Annotated in this window: 14 protein-coding genes; 8 read left to right on the top strand and 6 right to left on the bottom strand. The window is 58.2% G+C overall.

Annotated elements, in window-relative coordinates; translation table 11 throughout:
• The first annotated feature begins 73 nt into the window (after positions 1 to 73).
• Together ACYZTX_RS24915 and ACYZTX_RS24910 are read left to right on the top strand one after the other, a co-directional pair.
• Entirely contained in the window at positions 74 to 415 is a 342-nt protein-coding gene (locus ACYZTX_RS24915) for a hypothetical protein (RefSeq protein WP_462036267.1), read from the top strand.
• 130 nt (positions 416 to 545) lie between these two features.
• Positions 546 to 1,967, top strand: a complete 1,422-nt coding sequence (locus ACYZTX_RS24910) for an amino acid permease (RefSeq protein ID WP_462036266.1) — start codon at positions 546 to 548, stop codon at positions 1,965 to 1,967.
• A gap of 193 nt (positions 1,968 to 2,160) precedes the next feature.
• On the opposite strand, the gene ACYZTX_RS24905 is transcribed toward ACYZTX_RS24910, so the two are convergent.
• The gene (locus ACYZTX_RS24905; protein ID WP_462036265.1) at positions 2,161 to 3,285 is read right to left on the bottom strand and encodes an OpgC family protein; all 1,125 of its coding nucleotides are present in this window, start codon (positions 3,283 to 3,285) and stop codon (positions 2,161 to 2,163) included.
• A gap of 258 nt (positions 3,286 to 3,543) precedes the next feature.
• On the opposite strand from ACYZTX_RS24905, the gene ACYZTX_RS24900 reads away from it, so the two are divergent.
• Genes ACYZTX_RS24900 through ACYZTX_RS24890 form a run of 3 tightly spaced genes read left to right on the top strand, consistent with a single transcriptional unit; the run spans position 3,544 to position 6,366 of the window.
• Complete coding sequence (locus tag ACYZTX_RS24900; protein WP_462036264.1) at positions 3,544 to 3,918, top strand: GtrA family protein; 375 nt, start codon at positions 3,544 to 3,546, stop codon at positions 3,916 to 3,918.
• On the top strand, positions 3,915 to 4,856 hold the full coding sequence (locus tag ACYZTX_RS24895; RefSeq protein ID WP_462036263.1) for a glycosyltransferase family 2 protein: 942 nt from the start codon (positions 3,915 to 3,917) through the stop codon (positions 4,854 to 4,856). The genes ACYZTX_RS24900 and ACYZTX_RS24895 overlap by 4 nt, the downstream gene beginning before the upstream one ends.
• Before the next feature lies 1 nt (position 4,857).
• Positions 4,858 to 6,366 carry a glucosyltransferase domain-containing protein gene (locus ACYZTX_RS24890; protein WP_462036262.1) on the top strand — a complete coding sequence of 503 codons (1,509 nt, stop codon included), beginning with the start codon at positions 4,858 to 4,860 and terminating at the stop codon, positions 6,364 to 6,366.
• Between the two features lie 24 nt (positions 6,367 to 6,390).
• Here ACYZTX_RS24890 and ACYZTX_RS24885 read toward each other — a convergent pair whose 3' ends face one another.
• Together ACYZTX_RS24885 and ACYZTX_RS24880 are read right to left on the bottom strand one after the other, a co-directional pair.
• Positions 6,391 to 8,010: an FMN-binding glutamate synthase family protein gene (locus ACYZTX_RS24885; protein WP_462036261.1), complete on the bottom strand. Its 1,620-nt coding sequence runs from the start codon at positions 8,008 to 8,010 to the stop codon at positions 6,391 to 6,393.
• Between the two features lie 175 nt (positions 8,011 to 8,185).
• Positions 8,186 to 8,986, bottom strand: a complete 801-nt coding sequence (locus ACYZTX_RS24880) for a helix-turn-helix transcriptional regulator (RefSeq protein WP_462036260.1) — start codon at positions 8,984 to 8,986, stop codon at positions 8,186 to 8,188.
• A gap of 123 nt (positions 8,987 to 9,109) precedes the next feature.
• Between ACYZTX_RS24880 and ACYZTX_RS24875 the strand changes: the two genes are divergently transcribed.
• The 3 genes from ACYZTX_RS24875 to ACYZTX_RS24865 all read left to right on the top strand — a co-directional run bounded on the left by ACYZTX_RS24875 (position 9,110) and on the right by ACYZTX_RS24865 (position 12,946).
• On the top strand, positions 9,110 to 9,931 hold the full coding sequence (locus ACYZTX_RS24875; RefSeq protein WP_462036259.1) for a carbon-nitrogen hydrolase family protein: 822 nt from the start codon (positions 9,110 to 9,112) through the stop codon (positions 9,929 to 9,931).
• Positions 9,932 to 10,050: 119 nt separating this feature from the next.
• On the top strand, positions 10,051 to 11,376 hold the full coding sequence (locus tag ACYZTX_RS24870; protein ID WP_462036258.1) for an APC family permease: 1,326 nt from the start codon (positions 10,051 to 10,053) through the stop codon (positions 11,374 to 11,376).
• Positions 11,377 to 11,677: 301 nt separating this feature from the next.
• Positions 11,678 to 12,946, top strand: coding sequence for an IS110 family RNA-guided transposase (locus tag ACYZTX_RS24865; protein ID WP_462037106.1), 1,269 nt, complete (start codon positions 11,678 to 11,680; stop codon positions 12,944 to 12,946).
• A 99-nt stretch (positions 12,947 to 13,045) separates the two neighbouring features.
• Here the strand turns inward: ACYZTX_RS24865 and ACYZTX_RS24860 are convergent, their stop codons facing one another.
• The 3 genes from ACYZTX_RS24860 to ACYZTX_RS24850 are packed head-to-tail and all read right to left on the bottom strand — an operon-like array spanning position 13,046 to position 17,216.
• Positions 13,046 to 14,452: an ATP-binding protein gene (locus ACYZTX_RS24860; protein ID WP_462036257.1), complete on the bottom strand. Its 1,407-nt coding sequence runs from the start codon at positions 14,450 to 14,452 to the stop codon at positions 13,046 to 13,048.
• A complete protein-coding gene (locus ACYZTX_RS24855; protein WP_462036256.1) occupies positions 14,449 to 16,260 on the bottom strand; it encodes a DAHL domain-containing protein in 1,812 nt (603 codons plus the stop codon). Before ACYZTX_RS24855 ends, ACYZTX_RS24860 begins: the two co-directional genes overlap by 4 nt.
• Complete coding sequence (locus ACYZTX_RS24850) at positions 16,257 to 17,216, bottom strand: cytochrome-c peroxidase (RefSeq protein WP_462036255.1); 960 nt, start codon at positions 17,214 to 17,216, stop codon at positions 16,257 to 16,259. The genes ACYZTX_RS24855 and ACYZTX_RS24850 overlap by 4 nt, the downstream gene beginning before the upstream one ends.
• Between the last annotated feature and the right edge of the window lies 1 nt (position 17,217).

Genomic DNA, 17,217 nt, shown 5'->3' with positions numbered 1-17,217 from the left:
TCGGACTTGTCTGAAGCTTAGTCGGTGGTTGGCGATGGGGAAAAAATTGTGGAGTAGTAAATGATGCGTGGAAGTGTCGTTATTTTTTGGCAAGGCGGAGCCGTTGTGGCGCGGGGATTTATTGTGGCGAGGGGACAAATCCCCTCGCCACAAAGGCACCTTTACCAAAAAGGCAGCGAAACGGTCTGAAATGGTTGAGCCAGAGAGGTCGGCGGGTAAATGCTGCGTAGGTAGGGGCATGACGCTGCACCAATACCGTGCAATACTCGGCGGCGTGTTTAATGGCGAAAAATCCTACAAAATTCAGACAATCTATCTCCTGAAATCGCATTTTTATCGAGATGTACGCCTGAATTTCGTTATTTATAGAGTGAAAATCTCTGCCGTCAGCTTTTTATACTGCACGCCCCGCTGATCTTGGAGGTTTTGTCCTACAAGACGGGTCTGCCCACGAAGCAGGCCCGGTTTCAGGCAAGCGATGGCTTATCAGCCAGCGCTTCGACACTCGGTGGTCATATCCAATAACAAGACGAGGTTTTACCCCTATGCCAGTCGGCAATCACCTGCCTCACGGCGAGACCGCTCAAGGCGGCCCGCTCAAACGCGAACTCGGCGAACGGCATATTCGCTTGATGGCGCTCGGTGCCTGTATCGGCGTCGGCCTGTTCCTCGGTTCGGCCAAGGCCATTGAAATGGCCGGTCCGGCCATCATGCTTTCCTACATCATCGGCGGCCTGGCGATCCTGGTGATCATGCGCGCCCTCGGCGAGATGGCGGTGCACAACCCCGTCGCAGGCTCCTTCAGCCGTTATGCTCAAGACTACCTCGGCCCATTGGCGGGCTTCCTGACCGGCTGGAACTACTGGTTCCTGTGGCTGGTGACCTGCGTTGCAGAAATCACCGCGGTGGCGGTGTACATGGGCGTCTGGTTCCCCGATGTGCCGCGCTGGATCTGGGCACTGGCGGCGTTGGTCAGCATGGGTTCGATCAACCTGATCGCGGTGAAAGCCTTCGGTGAGTTCGAATTCTGGTTCGCCCTGATCAAGATCGTCACCATCATTGCGATGGTCGTCGGCGGCATCGGTGTGATCGCGTTCGGTTTCGGCAACGACGGAGTGGCGCTGGGGGTTTCCAATCTCTGGGCTCACGGCGGCTTCATGCCCAACGGCGTGCAAGGCGTGTTGATGTCCCTGCAAATGGTGATGTTCGCCTACCTCGGTGTCGAGATGATCGGCCTGACCGCCGGTGAAGCGAAGAATCCGCAGAAGACTATTCCCAATGCGATCGGCTCGGTGTTCTGGCGGATTCTGCTATTTTACGTCGGCGCGCTGTTCGTGATTCTGTCGATTTACCCGTGGAACGAAATCGGCACTCAAGGCAGTCCGTTCGTGATGACCTTCGAGCGTCTGGGTATCAAGACCGCCGCCGGCATCATCAACTTCGTGGTGATCACCGCGGCACTGTCGTCCTGCAACGGCGGCATCTTCAGCACCGGTCGCATGCTATACAGCCTGGCGCAGAACGGCCAGGCCCCGGCCGGCTTCGCCAAGACCTCGAACAACGGCGTGCCACGTCGTGCGCTGCTGCTGTCGATCGGCGCGTTGTTGTTGGGCGTATTGCTCAACTATCTGGTGCCTGAGAAAGTCTTCGTCTGGGTGACGGCGATTGCCACCTTCGGCGCGATCTGGACCTGGGTGATGATCCTGCTGGCCCAGCTCAAGTTCCGCAAAGGCCTGAGCGCCAGCGAACGTGCCGGCCTGAAATACAAGATGTGGCTGTACCCGGTCAGCTCGTACCTGGCGCTGGCGTTTTTGGTGCTGGTGGTCGGCCTGATGGCGTACTTCCCGGAAACCCGCGTGGCGCTGTATGTCGGCCCTGCGTTCCTGGTATTGCTGACGGTGTTGTTCTACGTGTTCAAGCTGCAACCGACCAATGTGTCGCAAGGTGCGGTGGGTTCGGCTTCGTAAGGCGTAACGCCTGAAATGAAAAAGCCCCGGTCGTGATGATCGGGGCTTTTGCGTTTGGAGGGTCAAAAGATCGCAGCCTCGTTTCACTCGACAGCTCCTACAGGAATTGCAATTGACGAACGTACACGGAGGATCGGCAAACACATTTCCCTGTAGGAGCTGTCGAGTGAAACGAGGCTGCGATCTTTTGATCTTAAGCGGCCGCCACCGACATTTGCCGATTCAGGCGTTTGTTGAAATCCAGCCACGCCCCCAGCAACGCCATCACCCCGGCGCCCACCAATGCTGTGAAAACCTGCATGGCAAACGCATCGTCGGTCAGGGCGTTGAGCATGTCCGCCAAGGGCGCCAACAGCACGCCGAGGCAGAAAACTTCCAGTGAGTAGCGCCCCATGCGGCAGCATTGCTGCGCCAGCCAGTTTTGCGTCCAGCCGTTGCCGGGCAATAGCCTGGCGGTGACATAGGCCAGCGCCAGGAAGTGCAGCAGACGGACCGGTGACAGATCGGTCTTGCTGATCGGGTACAGCAAGTTGCTCAGGCTGGCTGGCATCACGGCATCGTGTATTTCCGGCCAGCGCCAGGAGACCGTAATCACGCCGGTAACCACCACGTACACCGCCGCGCTGACAAACAAGGGCTGGCGCAACAGCGGGCGAGTGTCAGGCAACCGCGGCCGCTGCCCGTGAATTGCAGCAAAGCCGCCGAGGACAAACAACAGTTGCCAGGTGACGGGGTTGAAGTACCACACACCGTCCTTGATTGCCGCCAGGTTCCAGCCAAACCGCGGTGCCAGCAGGTACACCGCCAATGACACCGCTACGACTGCCCACGGCTTGCGCATCAACAACGGCAGGACCAATGGCAATCCCGCCAGCAGCACGATGTACAGCGGCAATGGGTCCATCAGGTTCGGTTTAAAGCGCAGCAGTAACTCATCCGTCAACGCTTGCTGGGGATTGGTGACGAAGTGATGCAGGCCCATTTCCTCCACCAGATCGCGGGTTTCCACATGGCTGTTGGCGAAGAACACGATGCCCATCAGCATGGCCAGCAGGAAAATGTGGACCACGTAGAGCACCCAGGCGCGCCGCAGAATCTTCACGCAGGCGATCAGGTAACCCTCGCGCGCAAGGATTTTGCCGTAGGCCAGAACGGCCGCGTAGCCGGCGAGAAACACGAAGATTTCTGCGGCATCGCTGAAACCGACGTTGCGCAGGGTAATTTGGCCAAGGGGGTTGTGAGGCACGTGATCCCAAAAGATGAAGATCAGTGCCAGTCCGCGAAAAAAGTCGATTCGGTGATCGCGCTCAAACGTCATGACGGCGGGCTCGTGAACAGGTGTTGAAATAAGGAGTAGCCGAAAACGTGCAAAGGTTGCGCGCCGCACATCGGCGGCGCGAAGGGTAGGCGTGATTCGCAGGTAATTGCAAAACCGGGGTATTACGGGATGTCTCCTGGCAGGGCGTTGGCCTTAACCGCCAGTCACCAGGAACCGCTGGTCTGAAAGGCCGTCAGACCTGTGATTTCTGACAGTAGACAGGTTCAAAGTTTTATGACGTGAAACGGGAGAGTCATCATGAGGCTCTTGTGGAAAGCATTTTCCAGCTACACGGTGGTCGGGGTCGCCAACACGCTGATCCACTGGCAAATTTTTTTCCTGCTGAGCGTGGGGGCCGGCTTCAGTCAGGCTATCAGCAACCTGGTTGCCTTCTGCGTTGCCGCCTCGTTTTCCTTCTACATGAACGCGCTGTATACCTTCGATGCCAAGGCGTCAGTCGGTGGTTATCTTCTATTCTTGGGAGCCATGGGGGCGCTGAGTCTGGGCGTCGGCCATGCAGGAGACGTGTGGAGACTTCACGGTCTGCTGACGGTGGCTATTTTTTCGGCGTTGAGCCTGGTGCTTGGCTTTCTGTTTTCAAAGTACGTGGTCTTTCGCGAGCGTAAGGCATGAAAGTCTCGTTGATCGTTCCGGTATTCAATGAAGAACAGGCGATCAACCTGTTTTATCAAGCAGTGCGTCGCGAGTTGAGGCTTGACCAGGCAGAGGTCGAGATCGTGTTCATCAACGATGGCAGTACCGACCGCACGGCCGAGGAGGTCAAGGCCCTGGCGCAGGTCGATGAACAGGTATTGCTGATCAACTTCTCGCGCAATTTCGGCAAGGAACCGGCGTTGTTCGCCGGCCTGGAATATGCCACTGGCGATGCAGTGATTCCCATGGATGTGGATTTGCAGGACCCGATCAGCGTCATCCCGCGGTTGATCGACCAATGGCAAAAAGGCGCGGACGTGGTGCTCGCCAAGCGCCGGGATCGCACCGCCGATGGTTACCTTAAACGCCACAGCGCGTCGCTGTTCTACCGTGTGCTTAACCGTATCGCGTACACCCGGATCGAAGAAAACGTCGGGGATTTCCGGCTGATGGATCGCAAGGTGGTCGACGTTATACGTGCGCTCCCCGAGCACCAACTGTTCATGAAAGGCGTGCTGTCATGGGCCGGTTTCACCACCGTGGTGGTGGAATACCAGCGAGCTGAGCGAGTGGCGGGCACCAGCAAGTTCAATGGCTGGAAGCTCTGGAACCTGGCACTGGAAGGCGTGACCTCATTCAGTACGGTGCCGTTGCGTTTATGGACTTACGTCGGTGGCGGTATTTCGATCTTCGCGGTGCTCTACGCGGTGTACATGGTGCTGGACAAGGTTTTCTTCGGCAACAGCGTCCCCGGTTACCCATCGTTGATGACCGCGATTTTGTTTCTCGGCGGCGTACAGCTGATCGGCATCGGCATCCTCGGTGAATACGTCGGCCGAATCTACATCGAAGCCAAGCATCGGCCGCGCTACATCGTCAAAGATGTCGTCGGCGGCAAAGACCGGCTCGGGTTTTAGCATGGGCAGGTTCAGCGACTTTTTCAGCAAGGAACTCGGGCGCCGCCAAGTCTGGCTGTTTTTCCTGTGGGCGACCTTTGTGTATGTCGTTCCGCTCATCCTTGCGGACTATCCGTACATCGATGACAACTGGCGAGCGTTGTCGGCCGGTACAGCCTGGGCGGGGCAGGGGCGGCTATTCACCGAGCTGTTCTACAACGCGCTAACCTTCAGCGATGCCGCACCGAACATTTTCCCGTTGCCGCTATTGATCGCCACGCTGGCCATGGCCGCAGCGTTGACGAGCTTGACGTTTCTTTACTATCCGCAACCGACGATTGCCTGCTGCCTGGTGTCGTTGCCGCTCTGGTATAACCCGTTCTTTCTGCAAAACCTGTCCTATCAATACGACGGCCCCGCCATGGCCTTGAGCCTGGTGGCGGTCATCTACGCGATCACCTTTCGTCATCCCTCACGCATTGTTCATTGGCTGGTGCCCTCATTCCTGATTGCGCTGGCGCTGGGGCTCTATCAGGTGAGCCTCAATGTGTTTCTGGGCCTGTGTTGCCTGGAACTGCTCAGGAGCGCGAATGACAAACTGGCCTGGCCGCAATGGCGCGAGTTGATCGGCTGGAAACTATCGCAGGCGATCCTGGGCTGGTTGATTTATAGCGTCAGTGCTTATCCGTTCATGAATGGAAATCGCACCGTGTTGTTGAACTGGACGGCGCAACCCCTGCTGCAACTTCAAATCAACATCGCCCGGGTACTGGAAAAAGTCGTGCTGTTGTTTCACGGCGGATTTGCCTGGGTGTTCGCCGCACTGCTGCTGTGTGCCATTGCCGGCAGTGTCCGGCTGGGGCTGAACGTGCGGGAACGTCAGGACACAGGGCTGAAGAAAATCCTGATCGGCCTGGTGTGTTTGCTGACATTGCCGGTCGTGACGCTGTTGGTGTCGGGTGTTGCGCTGATTTTCCGCGACTTCAATGAAGGGGCCAGGACGCTGATGGGCTTCGCGGTCCTGTTGATGCTGTTGTTCTATTTGAGTCATCTGGCGCTGGCACGAATCCACGAGCGGCTGCAGCTGTTGCTGGTGGTTCCATTGCTGGCGATGCTTTCGCTGTCGTACGCCTATGGGCGGGTGCTGACGGTGCAGAAAGCCTTCGCGTCCAGCGCACTCTTCAGTCTTGAGCACGACATCGCGTCGAATCGACAGCTGCGCGAGGCCAGGCGCATTTACATGTCGGTGACTTATTCCGATCACTGGCTGCTGGGGGCGGCGGGCTCGTTCAAGCAGATGCCGGTGTTGCACTATCTGCTGAACATCGACTTTTTCATGCTGGCCGAGAACCTGCCAACAGTGGGCATCACCAATGTCGTTGCGGAGAAGGAGCGACGTAACGCGACCCGGGTGGGTTATCAAGGTTATCCACCGGTGGTGGATAACCCGTACTACCGGATTTATCTACTGGGTGATTACGGTTTTATCGTCATGAAAGAGCCGGCCCCGATCAAGGCGCTTCGCTGGTGAAGCGCGATGACAGGGCCGTGTGGTTCAGGCTGCAGCGACTTCGTTCGGCTCAAAACTGTCCGCCCGCGCCATCTGCCACATCCGCGAGTAAAACTCGCCATTCACTTCACCGGTCAGCAATTCCCCCGGTTTCAAGAACACATGCAACTGCGAGAACAGTTTGATCTCGGTCGCCGACATGCGTCGTACCAGGTGTTTGGCTGACAGCTGCGAAGGATGTTCCAGTCCCGCAGCGGCAAGCATTTCCGCCAGGGCCTTGAGGGTGTTGCGGTGAAAGTTGAAGACGCGCTGGGCCTTGTCCGGAACCACTAACGCGCGTTGGCGCAGAGCGTCCTGAGTAGCAACGCCGGTCGGGCATTTGTTGGTGTGGCAGCTTTGCGACTGAATGCAGCCGATGGCGAACATAAAGCCGCGCGCCGAGTTGGCCCAGTCCGCGCCAATGGCCAGGACGCTGGCGATGTCGAAGGCGCTGACGATCTTGCCGCTGGCACCGAGTTTGATTTTGTCTCGCAGGTTCAGGCCGACCAGGGTGTTGTGCACGAACAGCAGGCCTTCGCGCATCGGTACGCCGATGTGGTCGGTGAATTCCACAGGCGCAGCACCGGTGCCGCCTTCCTTGCCATCGACAACGATGAAGTCCGGGAGGATGCCGGTTTCCAGCATGGCCTTGGCGATGCCCATGAATTCCCACGGGTGACCGAGGCAGAACTTGAAGCCCACCGGTTTGCCGCCGGACAGTTCGCGTAACCGCTGGATGAAGTGCATCAGTTCGATCGGTGTGGAAAACGCACTGTGCCGCGATGGCGAGATGCAGTCTTCACCCATCAGGATGCCGCGGGTTTCGGCGATTTCCTGGGTGACTTTGTGCTTGGGCAGAATCCCGCCATGACCGGGTTTGGCGCCTTGGCTCATCTTGATTTCGATCATCCGCACTTGGGGCGTTTGCGCTTGTGCGGCGAAGCGTTCCGGGTCGAAGCGGCCGTCAGCGGTGCGGCAGCCGAAGTAGCCGCTACCCAGTTCCCACGTCAGGTCGCCGCCGTTTTCCCGGTGATAGGCACTGATGCTGCCTTCGCCGGTGTCGTGGGCAAAGTTGCCGAGTTTCGCCCCCTGGTTCAATGCGCGAATGGCGTTGGCGCTGAGGGAGCCAAAACTCATGGCCGAAATGTTGAACACCGACGCCGAGTACGGTTGCGTGCACTGCGGGCCGCCGACGATCACCCGGAAACTGCTCGGGTCGCTCAATGGCGCCGGGCGCATCGAGTGGCCGATGAATTCGAAGCCTGATTGATACACGTCGATCAGCGTGCCGAAGGGTTTGTCGGCGCTTTCGTTTTTGGCGCGCGAATAGACCAGCGAACGCTGGGCCCGGGAGAAGGGCAGGGCGTCGCTGTCGGATTCGAGCAGGTACTGGCGGATCTCCGGGCGAATGCCCTCTACCAGATAGCGAATACTGCCGAGGATCGGGTAATTACGGCGTACGGCGTGAGGGCTTTGCAGCAGGTCGAACAGGCCCACTAGGCTGAGAATGCCGGTGACGGCGGTGATCGGCCAGAGCCAGTCATGTGCCAGAAAGGGCAGGCTGGCGAGGGTAAACATCACACAGACGGCAAAGAAGGCGTAGCGGCTCAGGAGTGACAGGCTCATACGGTTTCCTTGGGTTCGGACTCGGTAGTTGTAGCGCAATGGTTGTGGAGGATATGGAGACCCCTGTGGGAGCGGGCTTGCTCGCGAAGACGGAGTGTCAGTCGACATCAATGTTGATTGTGAAACCGCTTTCGCGAGCAAGCCCGCTCCCACATAAAAGCGCTTTAGCGCTGAGTCAGGCGTTCTGTGCCTGGAGAAATATCGAAAACAGCTCGGACTGGGATTTGATCCCCAGTTTGCTGTACATGTGTTTCTTATGGACTTTCACGGTTTCGACAGAGATTTCCAGCTTGCGGGCGATTTCTTTACTGGAGCAACCGCTGAGCATCAAGCGCCCGACATCCAGCTCCCGCGCGGTCAATTGCGCGCCTTTGAGTTGTTGCACCGACGCTTCCAGCTGGACTCGCCAGTCAGTTTGCGGCGGTGCTGGCGCGAGGGCCACGGCTTCGTTTATTTCGTAGGGCAGGCGCTGGCGCAACAGGCCGAGCACCCAGGGCTGGATCAGCGACAGCAAGGCGATCTGCTGGCCGCTGAAATGCTGCTTGCTGCCCAGTGACAGGCACAGCGTGCGGTCACCTTCGAGCTGGCAATTGAACTGGATTTCATCGGCCACCACATTCAGACGAAAGTAGCGCTGGTAATACTCGGTCAGCTCGAAATGCTCCGGCGCCACTTCCGACAGGCGATAGAGCCCGGTGCGCGACTGCTCGCGACAGGCGATGTAGAACGGATCGAGCAGATACAAACCGCGCAAATAGTCCTGGAACAACTGATCGGGACTGCCGTCCGCGCCCGGGCATTCGGCGAACACTTGCGGGTGCTGATCGGCGCTGAAAAGCAGCGCCACCCAGCTGTCGAAGGTCACGTACTGATCCAGCAACCGTACAAGCTGCGTCCAGAAATTGGGCTTGTCGAGGGCGTCGATCAGTTGCCCGACCGAGCGATGCCAAGCGATGTCGTCTAACGAGAGTGTCATGCCTCTACCCCTATCGGGTTACCCCAGCGGCGTGATTCCCCGGCCGGTGGCTTGCTGCGCATACTGGCGCACAGACACCGACCGGGCAATCTTTCTGCCAGGCGTCAAGAACAAGGAATACCCATGAAAGTCGAACTCGCCCAGTTGGCGGGCCGTGACAACGACACGGCATACAACCTCGAACGCGCCCTGAAGGCGATTGCTGCCTGTGCTGCCGATACGCAGCTGATTGTGTTTCCCGAAACCCACTTGATGGGCTTTCCGTCCCTCGAAGCGTTGGCCGAAACTGCCGAACCGCTGAACGGCCCGACCGTCAGCGCGGTGCTGGCTGCGGCCCGTGAACGCAACATCGGCGTGGTGATCGGCATGGCCGAGAACGACAACGGTCGCTTCTACAACACCACGTTGCTGATTACTCCCGAAGGCATCGCGCTGAAATATCGCAAGACGCACCTGTGGGCGTCGGATCGCGGTGTGTTCGAGGCCGGAGACCGTTACGCCACGTGTGAGTGGAACGGTGTGCGGCTCGGCCTGTTGATTTGCTACGACATCGAATTCCCGGAAACCGCCCGTGCCCTGGCGCAACTGGGGGCTGAACTGCTGATCGTCACCAACGGCAACATGGACCCGTACGGCCCGACTCACCGCACCGCGATCATGGCCCGTGCCCAGGAAAACCAGGCGTTTGCGCTGATGGTCAACCGGGTGGAAGAGGGCGATGGCGGGTTGGTGTTTGCTGGCGGCAGTGCGTTGGTGGATCCATTGGGCACGCTGCTGTTCGAAGCCGGGCGTGAGGAAGGACAGTTTGCAGTTGAGCTGGACCTGAATCAGCTGACGGCGGCGCGGCAGGATTATCGGTATCTGGATGATCAGCGGCTGCGGTTGCCGGGAGAGATTGTTGAGCATGCTTGTGGATTGCGGGAGCTGCTGATTCCTCAAAGCTGACGATCTTTTCGGCGCTCCACGATTTACCTGACAAACACTGAAAAACAACAACGAAACACCCGAAATTTAGCGCCGAACTCGGCTCTGCCATAAATCTAATAAATTCGGAGTAGTCGCTCATGGCTCATTTGCAACGCACCCTGTCATTGGGTTCGGTGGTGCTGTTCGGCATCGCCTACATGACGCCGATCATTGTGCTCGGCACCTTTGGCATCCTCGCTCAATCCACCGCCGGCATGGTCCCGGCGGCGTACCTCGCAGCACTGGTGGCGATGTTTTTCACTGCCATGAGTTACGGCCGAATGGCCTCGGCGTTTCCTGTCGCCGGATCGGCCTATAGCTATGTACGCAAAGCGATCAGCCCGAAACTCGGTTTCATCGCCGGTTGGGCCGTGCTGCTCGATTACCTGTTCCTGCCCATGGCGATCTGGCTGATCGGCGCGGCCTACCTGAACTCCGCCTTCCCGGCCGTGCCGCAGTGGATCTGGGTGCTGACGTTCATTGGCATCACCAGCGCGATCAACATCGTCGGCCTGAAGCTGGCCAACGGCATCAACGCGTTACTGATGCTGGTGCAGTTCCTGGTGCTGATCGCCTTCGTTGCGTTGTGCGTCCATTACGTCGGCGGCGATGCGAGCACGCCATTGTGGTCGATCAAACCGTTCTTCAACGGTGACATGCAGATGCCGCTGATCATGAGCGGTGCAGCCATCGCCTGTTATTCATTCCTGGGGTTTGACGCGGTCAGCACCCTGACCGAAGAAACCCGCGATCCGCGCCGCACCATCCCGCGAGCGATCATGCTGATTACCCTGATCGGCGGGTTGATCTTCGTCGGTGTGTCGTACTTCGTGCAGATCGCGCATCCGTCGTTCCAGTTCGACAGCGTCGACTCGGCGGCCTATGAAATTGCCCGCAACATTGGTGGTGACCTGTTCGTGTCGATCTTCCTGATCGGCCTGATCGTCGGCCAGTTCGCGTCGGGCCTGTCGGCTCAGGCCAGTGGTTCGCGGTTGCTGTTCGCCATGGGCCGCGACGGCGTGCTGCCAAAATCTTTCTTCGGCACCTTGCACGAACGCTTTGGCACACCAGTCAACAGCATCCTGTTGTGCGCCGTGGTCGCGTTGCTGGCGCTGAAACTGGACGTCACCACCTCGACCTCGTTCATCAACTTCGGCGCGTTCCTGGCGTTCAGTCTGGTGAACCTGTCGGTGATCTTTCATTACTGGATCGGCGGTGAGAACAAAGGGCTGCGTGAATTCGTGTTGTTCCTGTTGTTCCCGTTTATTGGTCTGGCGGCGGATTTGTGGCTGATGGTCAGCCTCGATCACCTGGCGATCTATCTGGGCCTGAGCTGGCTGGCAATTGGCGTGGTGTACCTGGCGGTGCTGACCGGTGGCTTCCGTCGCCAGCCACCGGAGATGGATTTCCAGGAAACTGCATAACAAGCGGATCGGCGAAGAACCTGTGGGAGCGGGCTTGCTCGCGATATAGGTAGTCCGTTCCTTTCTCTTCCATACTGACTTCGCTGGAAGTTGGCTGTCGGCGAGGAAGGAACATGCACCTGCGGGCTACGAATATGCTCGCGCAGCACTCGATGATTACGCCTTCACCTTCGAGTCCACAGGTGCGCTTGCGCCCTCTAACGAATTCTCAGGGAAAGCCCGACACGGCTCTCTATATCGCCTTCGCTGGACGCAAGCATGCATGTCCCTGCATGTACTTTAGCGCCTGCGGAGGTACTCCATACAAACGCTCCTGTCTCAGAACTTCACTGCTTATGTCGGAATTGATTGGGCAGACGCCAAGCACGACACCTGTTTGCAGATAGCTGGAGAGGCTCAGCGGAGTTTCGAGGTCATCGACCACAAGCCCGAGTCGATTGATCGCTGGGCCAAGTCGCTGCATCGACGTTACGGTGGCCCGATCGCGATCGCCGTGGAGTTGAACAAAGGCCCACTGATAGCGGCTCTGCAAAAATATGAGTTTTTTTGTATCTTTCCGATCAATCCGAGCACCTTGGCCCGGCACCGTAAAACCTTCGTTCCCAGTGGTGCCAAGGATGATCCAACGGATGCTCAATGGGCGCTTGAACTGTTGCTGAATCACCCCAAACGGTTTCCTCAACTGGTCCAGCAAAGCTCCGCCATGCGTTCGCTCGCCAGCCTGACCGAACATCGCCGTGGGCTGGTCGATGACCGGGTCAAGCTCAGCAACCGTCTGGTGTGCATGCTCAAACAGTACTACCCGTTGGCCCTGGAGCTGTTTCATGACCATGACACGCTGGTTTTTTGTGAATTTCTGGCGCGCTGGTCGACCTTTGAAACGCTTAAGCGCGCTCGGCCAGCCAGCGTTTTGAAGTTCCTTCACGCGCATAATGTTCGCCATGCTGAGCTCAATCAGCAGCGTTTGGCGTTGATCGCCAACGCCATGCCGTTGACTGAAGATCCAGGCGTGGTCAGTCCTTCAGCGCTGTATGTGCTGGCCCTGGTCTCGCAACTGAGAGGGATCATCACGGCGATCAAAGACTTTGATCGGGAAATCGAAAAAACTGCCAACACCCTGGCCGACTACCGACTCTTCAAGGCCTTGCCCGGCGCGGGACAGCAGCTTGCACCACGGTTGATGGTCGCCTTTGGTGAGCAGCGTGATCGCTTCAAGGATGCCAGTGCGGTGCAGCGATATGCCGGGATTGCCCCGGTTACCGAACGCAGTGGCAAGAAAAAAGTCGTCCACTGGCGCTATCAATGCGCAACTTTTTTGCGCCAGACCTTTGTTGAGTGGGCTGCCCACAGCATCAATCAATCGGTGTGGGCAGAGGCTTATTATCGCCAGCAAAGGGCCAAAGGCTGCTCTTACCAAGCGGCCCTCAGGGCCCTGGCGTTCAAGTGGATCCGGATCGTTTATCGGTGCTGGACGACCAGTACCGTGTACGACGAAAAGGTTTATTTACAGGCCTTGCTCCGGCACGGCTCACCGTTGACCAGTGAGCTGGACACAGTAAAACCGAGTTGACGGAGAGGCTCAGGGCGTGAAGGGGCCGTGTCAGTCACTAGTAATATTGACTGACACGGCCCCTTCGCGAGCAAGCCCGCTCCCACATAGGGTCGGTGTTCAGGCGGCTGGTTTTGTCTGACGCACCGGTAGCTCAACCCTGAATGTTGTCCCCACGCCAACTTCACTGCGCACCGTAATATCCCCCCGGTGTTTTTTCACGATGCCATAGGACAAGGACAACCCAAGCCCTGTCCCCTGGCCCACCGGTTTGGTGGTGAAGAACGGGTCGAAGATTTTCTGCAGGCTGTCCGGCGCAATGCCGGAGCCCGTGTCTGCGACCTCGATCCACACCGTTTCAGCTTCAAGTCCGGTGCGCAGAGTGAGGGTGCCGCGTTCCGGGCCGATGGCCTGCGACGCGTTGACGATCAGGTTCATGATCACCTGGTTGATTTGTGACGGCAGGCATTCGATGTCGGGCAACACTTGGTACTCCTTCACGACATCGGCCTTGTACTTGAGTTCGTTGGCGACAATGTTCAAGGTCGATTCGATGCCCTGTTGCAGATTGGCCCACTGCCATTCCTGGTTGGAGTCGACCCGGGAGAAGTCTTTCAGGTCCTTGACGATCTGCCCGACCCGGTTGATGCCGTCCTTGGATTCCTTGATCAGCAGCGGAATATCCTCGCGCAGGAACTCCAGCTCGACCCGTCCGCGCAATTGGTTCAAACGCTCGATAAGTTCGCTGGAGCCGATTGCTTCTTCCGCATCCCGATAGGCGTCGAGCATTTCCTGCAGTTGTTTGAAATAGCCATCCAGGGTGCCGAGGTTGGAGGAAATGAAGCCGATCGGGTTGTTGATTTCATGGGCGACGCCGGCCGCGAGTTGCCCCAATGAGGCGAGTTTTTCCGATTGCACCAATTGGGTTTCAAGCTGCTTGCGCTCGTCGATTTCCCGCTGCAATTCAACGCTGGCTTCTGTGAACTGTCGGGTTCGGCGTTCGACCATTTGCCCTAAATGGTCCATCTGCACACTGGCGCGTTCGGTCATGTCCCATTTGGTCAACAGGGTGTTGGCCATCTGCTGGACTTCAATATTGTCGAACGGCTTTTTCAGGATCAGCAGCCGGTCATGCGCCTGCAAGCGGTCCAGCAATTCATCCCAGGAATAGTCGGAATAGGCGGTGCACACCACCACTTGCAGGCGCGGATCTGCTTGCCACAAATGTTCGATGGTTTGCGCACCGTCCCAGCCTTCAGGCATGCGCATGTCGACAAAGGCCAGGGCGTAGGGGCGGTTTTCCTGCAAGGCCCACTTGAGTTTGCCCAGCCCTTCCTGCCCGCCGTAGGCCGAATCCAGTTCGAACAGGGCGCTGGCGGACTTCACTTCGCTGCCGAACAGCGTGGCCTCCATCTCGTCCAGTTCGACGGTCTGCTCCGGCGTGGGCGTGAGAATTTTGCGGAAGTCCACGTGAATGGACGGCGTGTCGTCGATCAGCAGAATGCGTCGGTTCGATCGCTCGCTCATGCTTCCACCGGTATGGCTTTCAGCGGGATCTGCAACGTGAACAGCGCGCCCTTGCCCGGTCCGTCGCTTTGGGCGGTGAGGTGGCCGTTCATTTCGATGGCGGCCAGTGCACAGCTGTGCAGGCCGAAGCCGTGACCTTCCTTGCGGGTAGTAAACCCGTGAGCAAAGATCCGCGTCATGTTTTCCTCGGCGATGCCTTCGCCGTCATCCTTGACGCTGACTTGCAGGGTTGTGTCATCGACGATTTTGACCCCCAGGGTCATTTGCCGCGGGCGGTTGCTGAGGTCGGACATGGCGTATTTGGCATTGCTGATCAGGTTGATCAGAATCAGCAGCAACCGGTGTTTGTCGCCCATGACCTGCGGTACATCGCCGTACTCCTTGACCACCATGACGTGGTGCCGGGTCAGCGCACCGGAGTTCATGCGCAGGGCGTCCTCCAGCAATTCGCTGATGTGCAGCGGTTCCATCAGGCTGTTGGCGCCCGCGTAGGACTGCTGGGTGGCGACGATGTCTTTGATGTGGTCCACGCTTTTGGTCAGCTGGGCCAGTTCGTCGGTCATGCCTTGTTGTTCAAGGGCAATGGCCTCTACCAGTTGATTCAAGTAGCCGGGCAGCAACTTGCCTTTCGCGTCCTCGGTCAAGAAAGTGCCGAGGTCGCCTTGATGTTCGTTGATCAGCTGCATGGCCTTACCCAGGCCCTGCGCCTTGCTGCCGCGCAGTTTTCGGGTCACCAGGTCGGCCGAAATGTTCACGCTGTTGAGCACGTTGCCGACGTTGTGCAGCACATTGGTGGCGATCTCGGCCATGCCGGCCTGGCGCGCGGTGTCGAGCAGTTCACTCTGGGTATCCCTGAGCTCGCGGGTGCGTTCTTCAACCCTCAGTTCCAGGTCGTCATTGGCGGTTTGCAGGGCTTTGTTGACGCGATTGATCACGGTGAAACTGCGCATCAGGTGAATCGCCAGGTACACCAGCAGCAACACCAGCAGCACCGAAAACAACAGCATGTAGAAGTGATAGCGCTGGTCGACTGCATCAGTCCGCTGCTGGTCGGTGTTGAGCAGGTTGGTAATAGCGTCCAGGCGTTCGGCCACGGGAACGGCTTCGATGTTTTCCAGCAACCGATTGACCACGGGTTGTTCGCGTAGGATCAGCGCGATGTGGTTGCTCAAAATATCGATCGGGCTGTGGAACTGTTCAGGTAGACGCTGTTTGTTCACCCCCATTTTGTTCAGCCCGAGCAGGATGTCGGCGGCCTTGTCATCAGAGGCGACCTGAGCGAACTCCATACTGCTGAGCAGCAAGTCATACGTGTCGGTGGCGATGTTCTGCAGTTGCAGTTTGTCGCCATCTACCAACCGGGCCAGCTGCTCCTGGATGTCGTCCTCGGCGGTGGGCAGGAACGCCAGCGAGTTGCGCAGCACGGCGTTGTGAGATTTGAACTGCTCCACCAACCGGGTCTTTTCCTGAATGGCGGTCAGGTAGGCATCGTGGCTGGCGCGCCAGATGGGCAACTCGTTGCGGCCGTGGTTCGACTCTATCGTGTCGAACCGCTCCCACAGGTTCGTCATCTCGGTCAGCGGTGCGACCAACGGATCGTAGTTGTGACTGATGGCGATCCTGGCCTTGAGGATCTCGGTTTCCCATTGTGCGTTCAACTGCTTTATCTGGCCGATCAAGTCCCGGGATTCGGCGTATGTCGTCGTCTGATTCGAGCTGGATTTGAGGTACAGGAACAGCAGCACCGAAGCCAGCATCACGGCCACGACGCTGAGCAACGCCAGGTTGCGGCGGTTAGATGTTTTCATAAGGGCTTGCCTCCCCATTCACCGGTCAGGGTCTTGAGGAATTTGATGATCAGGGTCTTGTCGTCGGCAGAGGGAATACGACCGAGCTGGAACGTGAACATCACGTCCACCGCCTCTTCGAGGGTCTTGGCGGAACCATCGTGAAAGTACGGCGCGGTCACGGCGACGTTGCGCAGGCTCGGGACCTTGAACACGTTGCGGTCCTCTTCGTCCTGGGTGACCAGATAGCGGCCCAGGTCGGCTTCGGTGGGGTTACCCCGAATCTTGAAGTAGTCGCCCATGACCCCGAACTTCTGGAACATGTTGCCGCCGATGTTCACCCCTTGATGGCAAGCGATGCAGCCGTAATCCTTGAAGCGTTGATAACCGTATTTTTCCTCCCGGGTGAGAATGTCGGTATCACCCAGCAGGTATTGGTCGAAGCGCGAGTTGGCGCTGATCAGCGTGCGTTCGTAGGTGGCCAGGGCGTTTTGCACATTGTTCATGGTCACGCCGTCGGGGTAGGCCTGACTGAACGAGGTCTTATAAGTGGGGTCATCGGACAGCACCTCCACTACATACTCCCAGTTACTGCCCATTTCACTGGGGCTCTGCACCACTCCGTGGATCTGGGTTTCCAGAGTGTCGGCGCGGCCGTTCCAGAATTGCCGGAAGTTCAGGCTGGCGTTGAATACGCTGGGGGTGTTGATCGTCACCGGCAGGCCGGCGAAACCGATGGAAAACGCCTTGTTGTCGGCCCCGCCGTTTTCCAGTCGATGGCAACTGGCGCAGGACAGACTGCCGTTGACCGACAAGCGTTTCTCGTTGAATAACTGGCGGCCGAGATCGACCCGCAGCGGATTCTGCTGAGGTACCGCTGGCAGTGGTTTGAGCGGTTCATCCAGCGGCGCGGCGCCGGCGCTCAGGCAGAGCCCGAACAATGGCACCAGAAGCAGGCGGTGAAAGGAGGGCAACATC

It is taken from the genome of Pseudomonas sp. MDT1-17, from assembly GCF_054898105.1.
The sequence above is the reverse complement of the archived record's forward strand: the minus strand, read 5'-3'. Positions and strand labels throughout refer to the sequence as shown.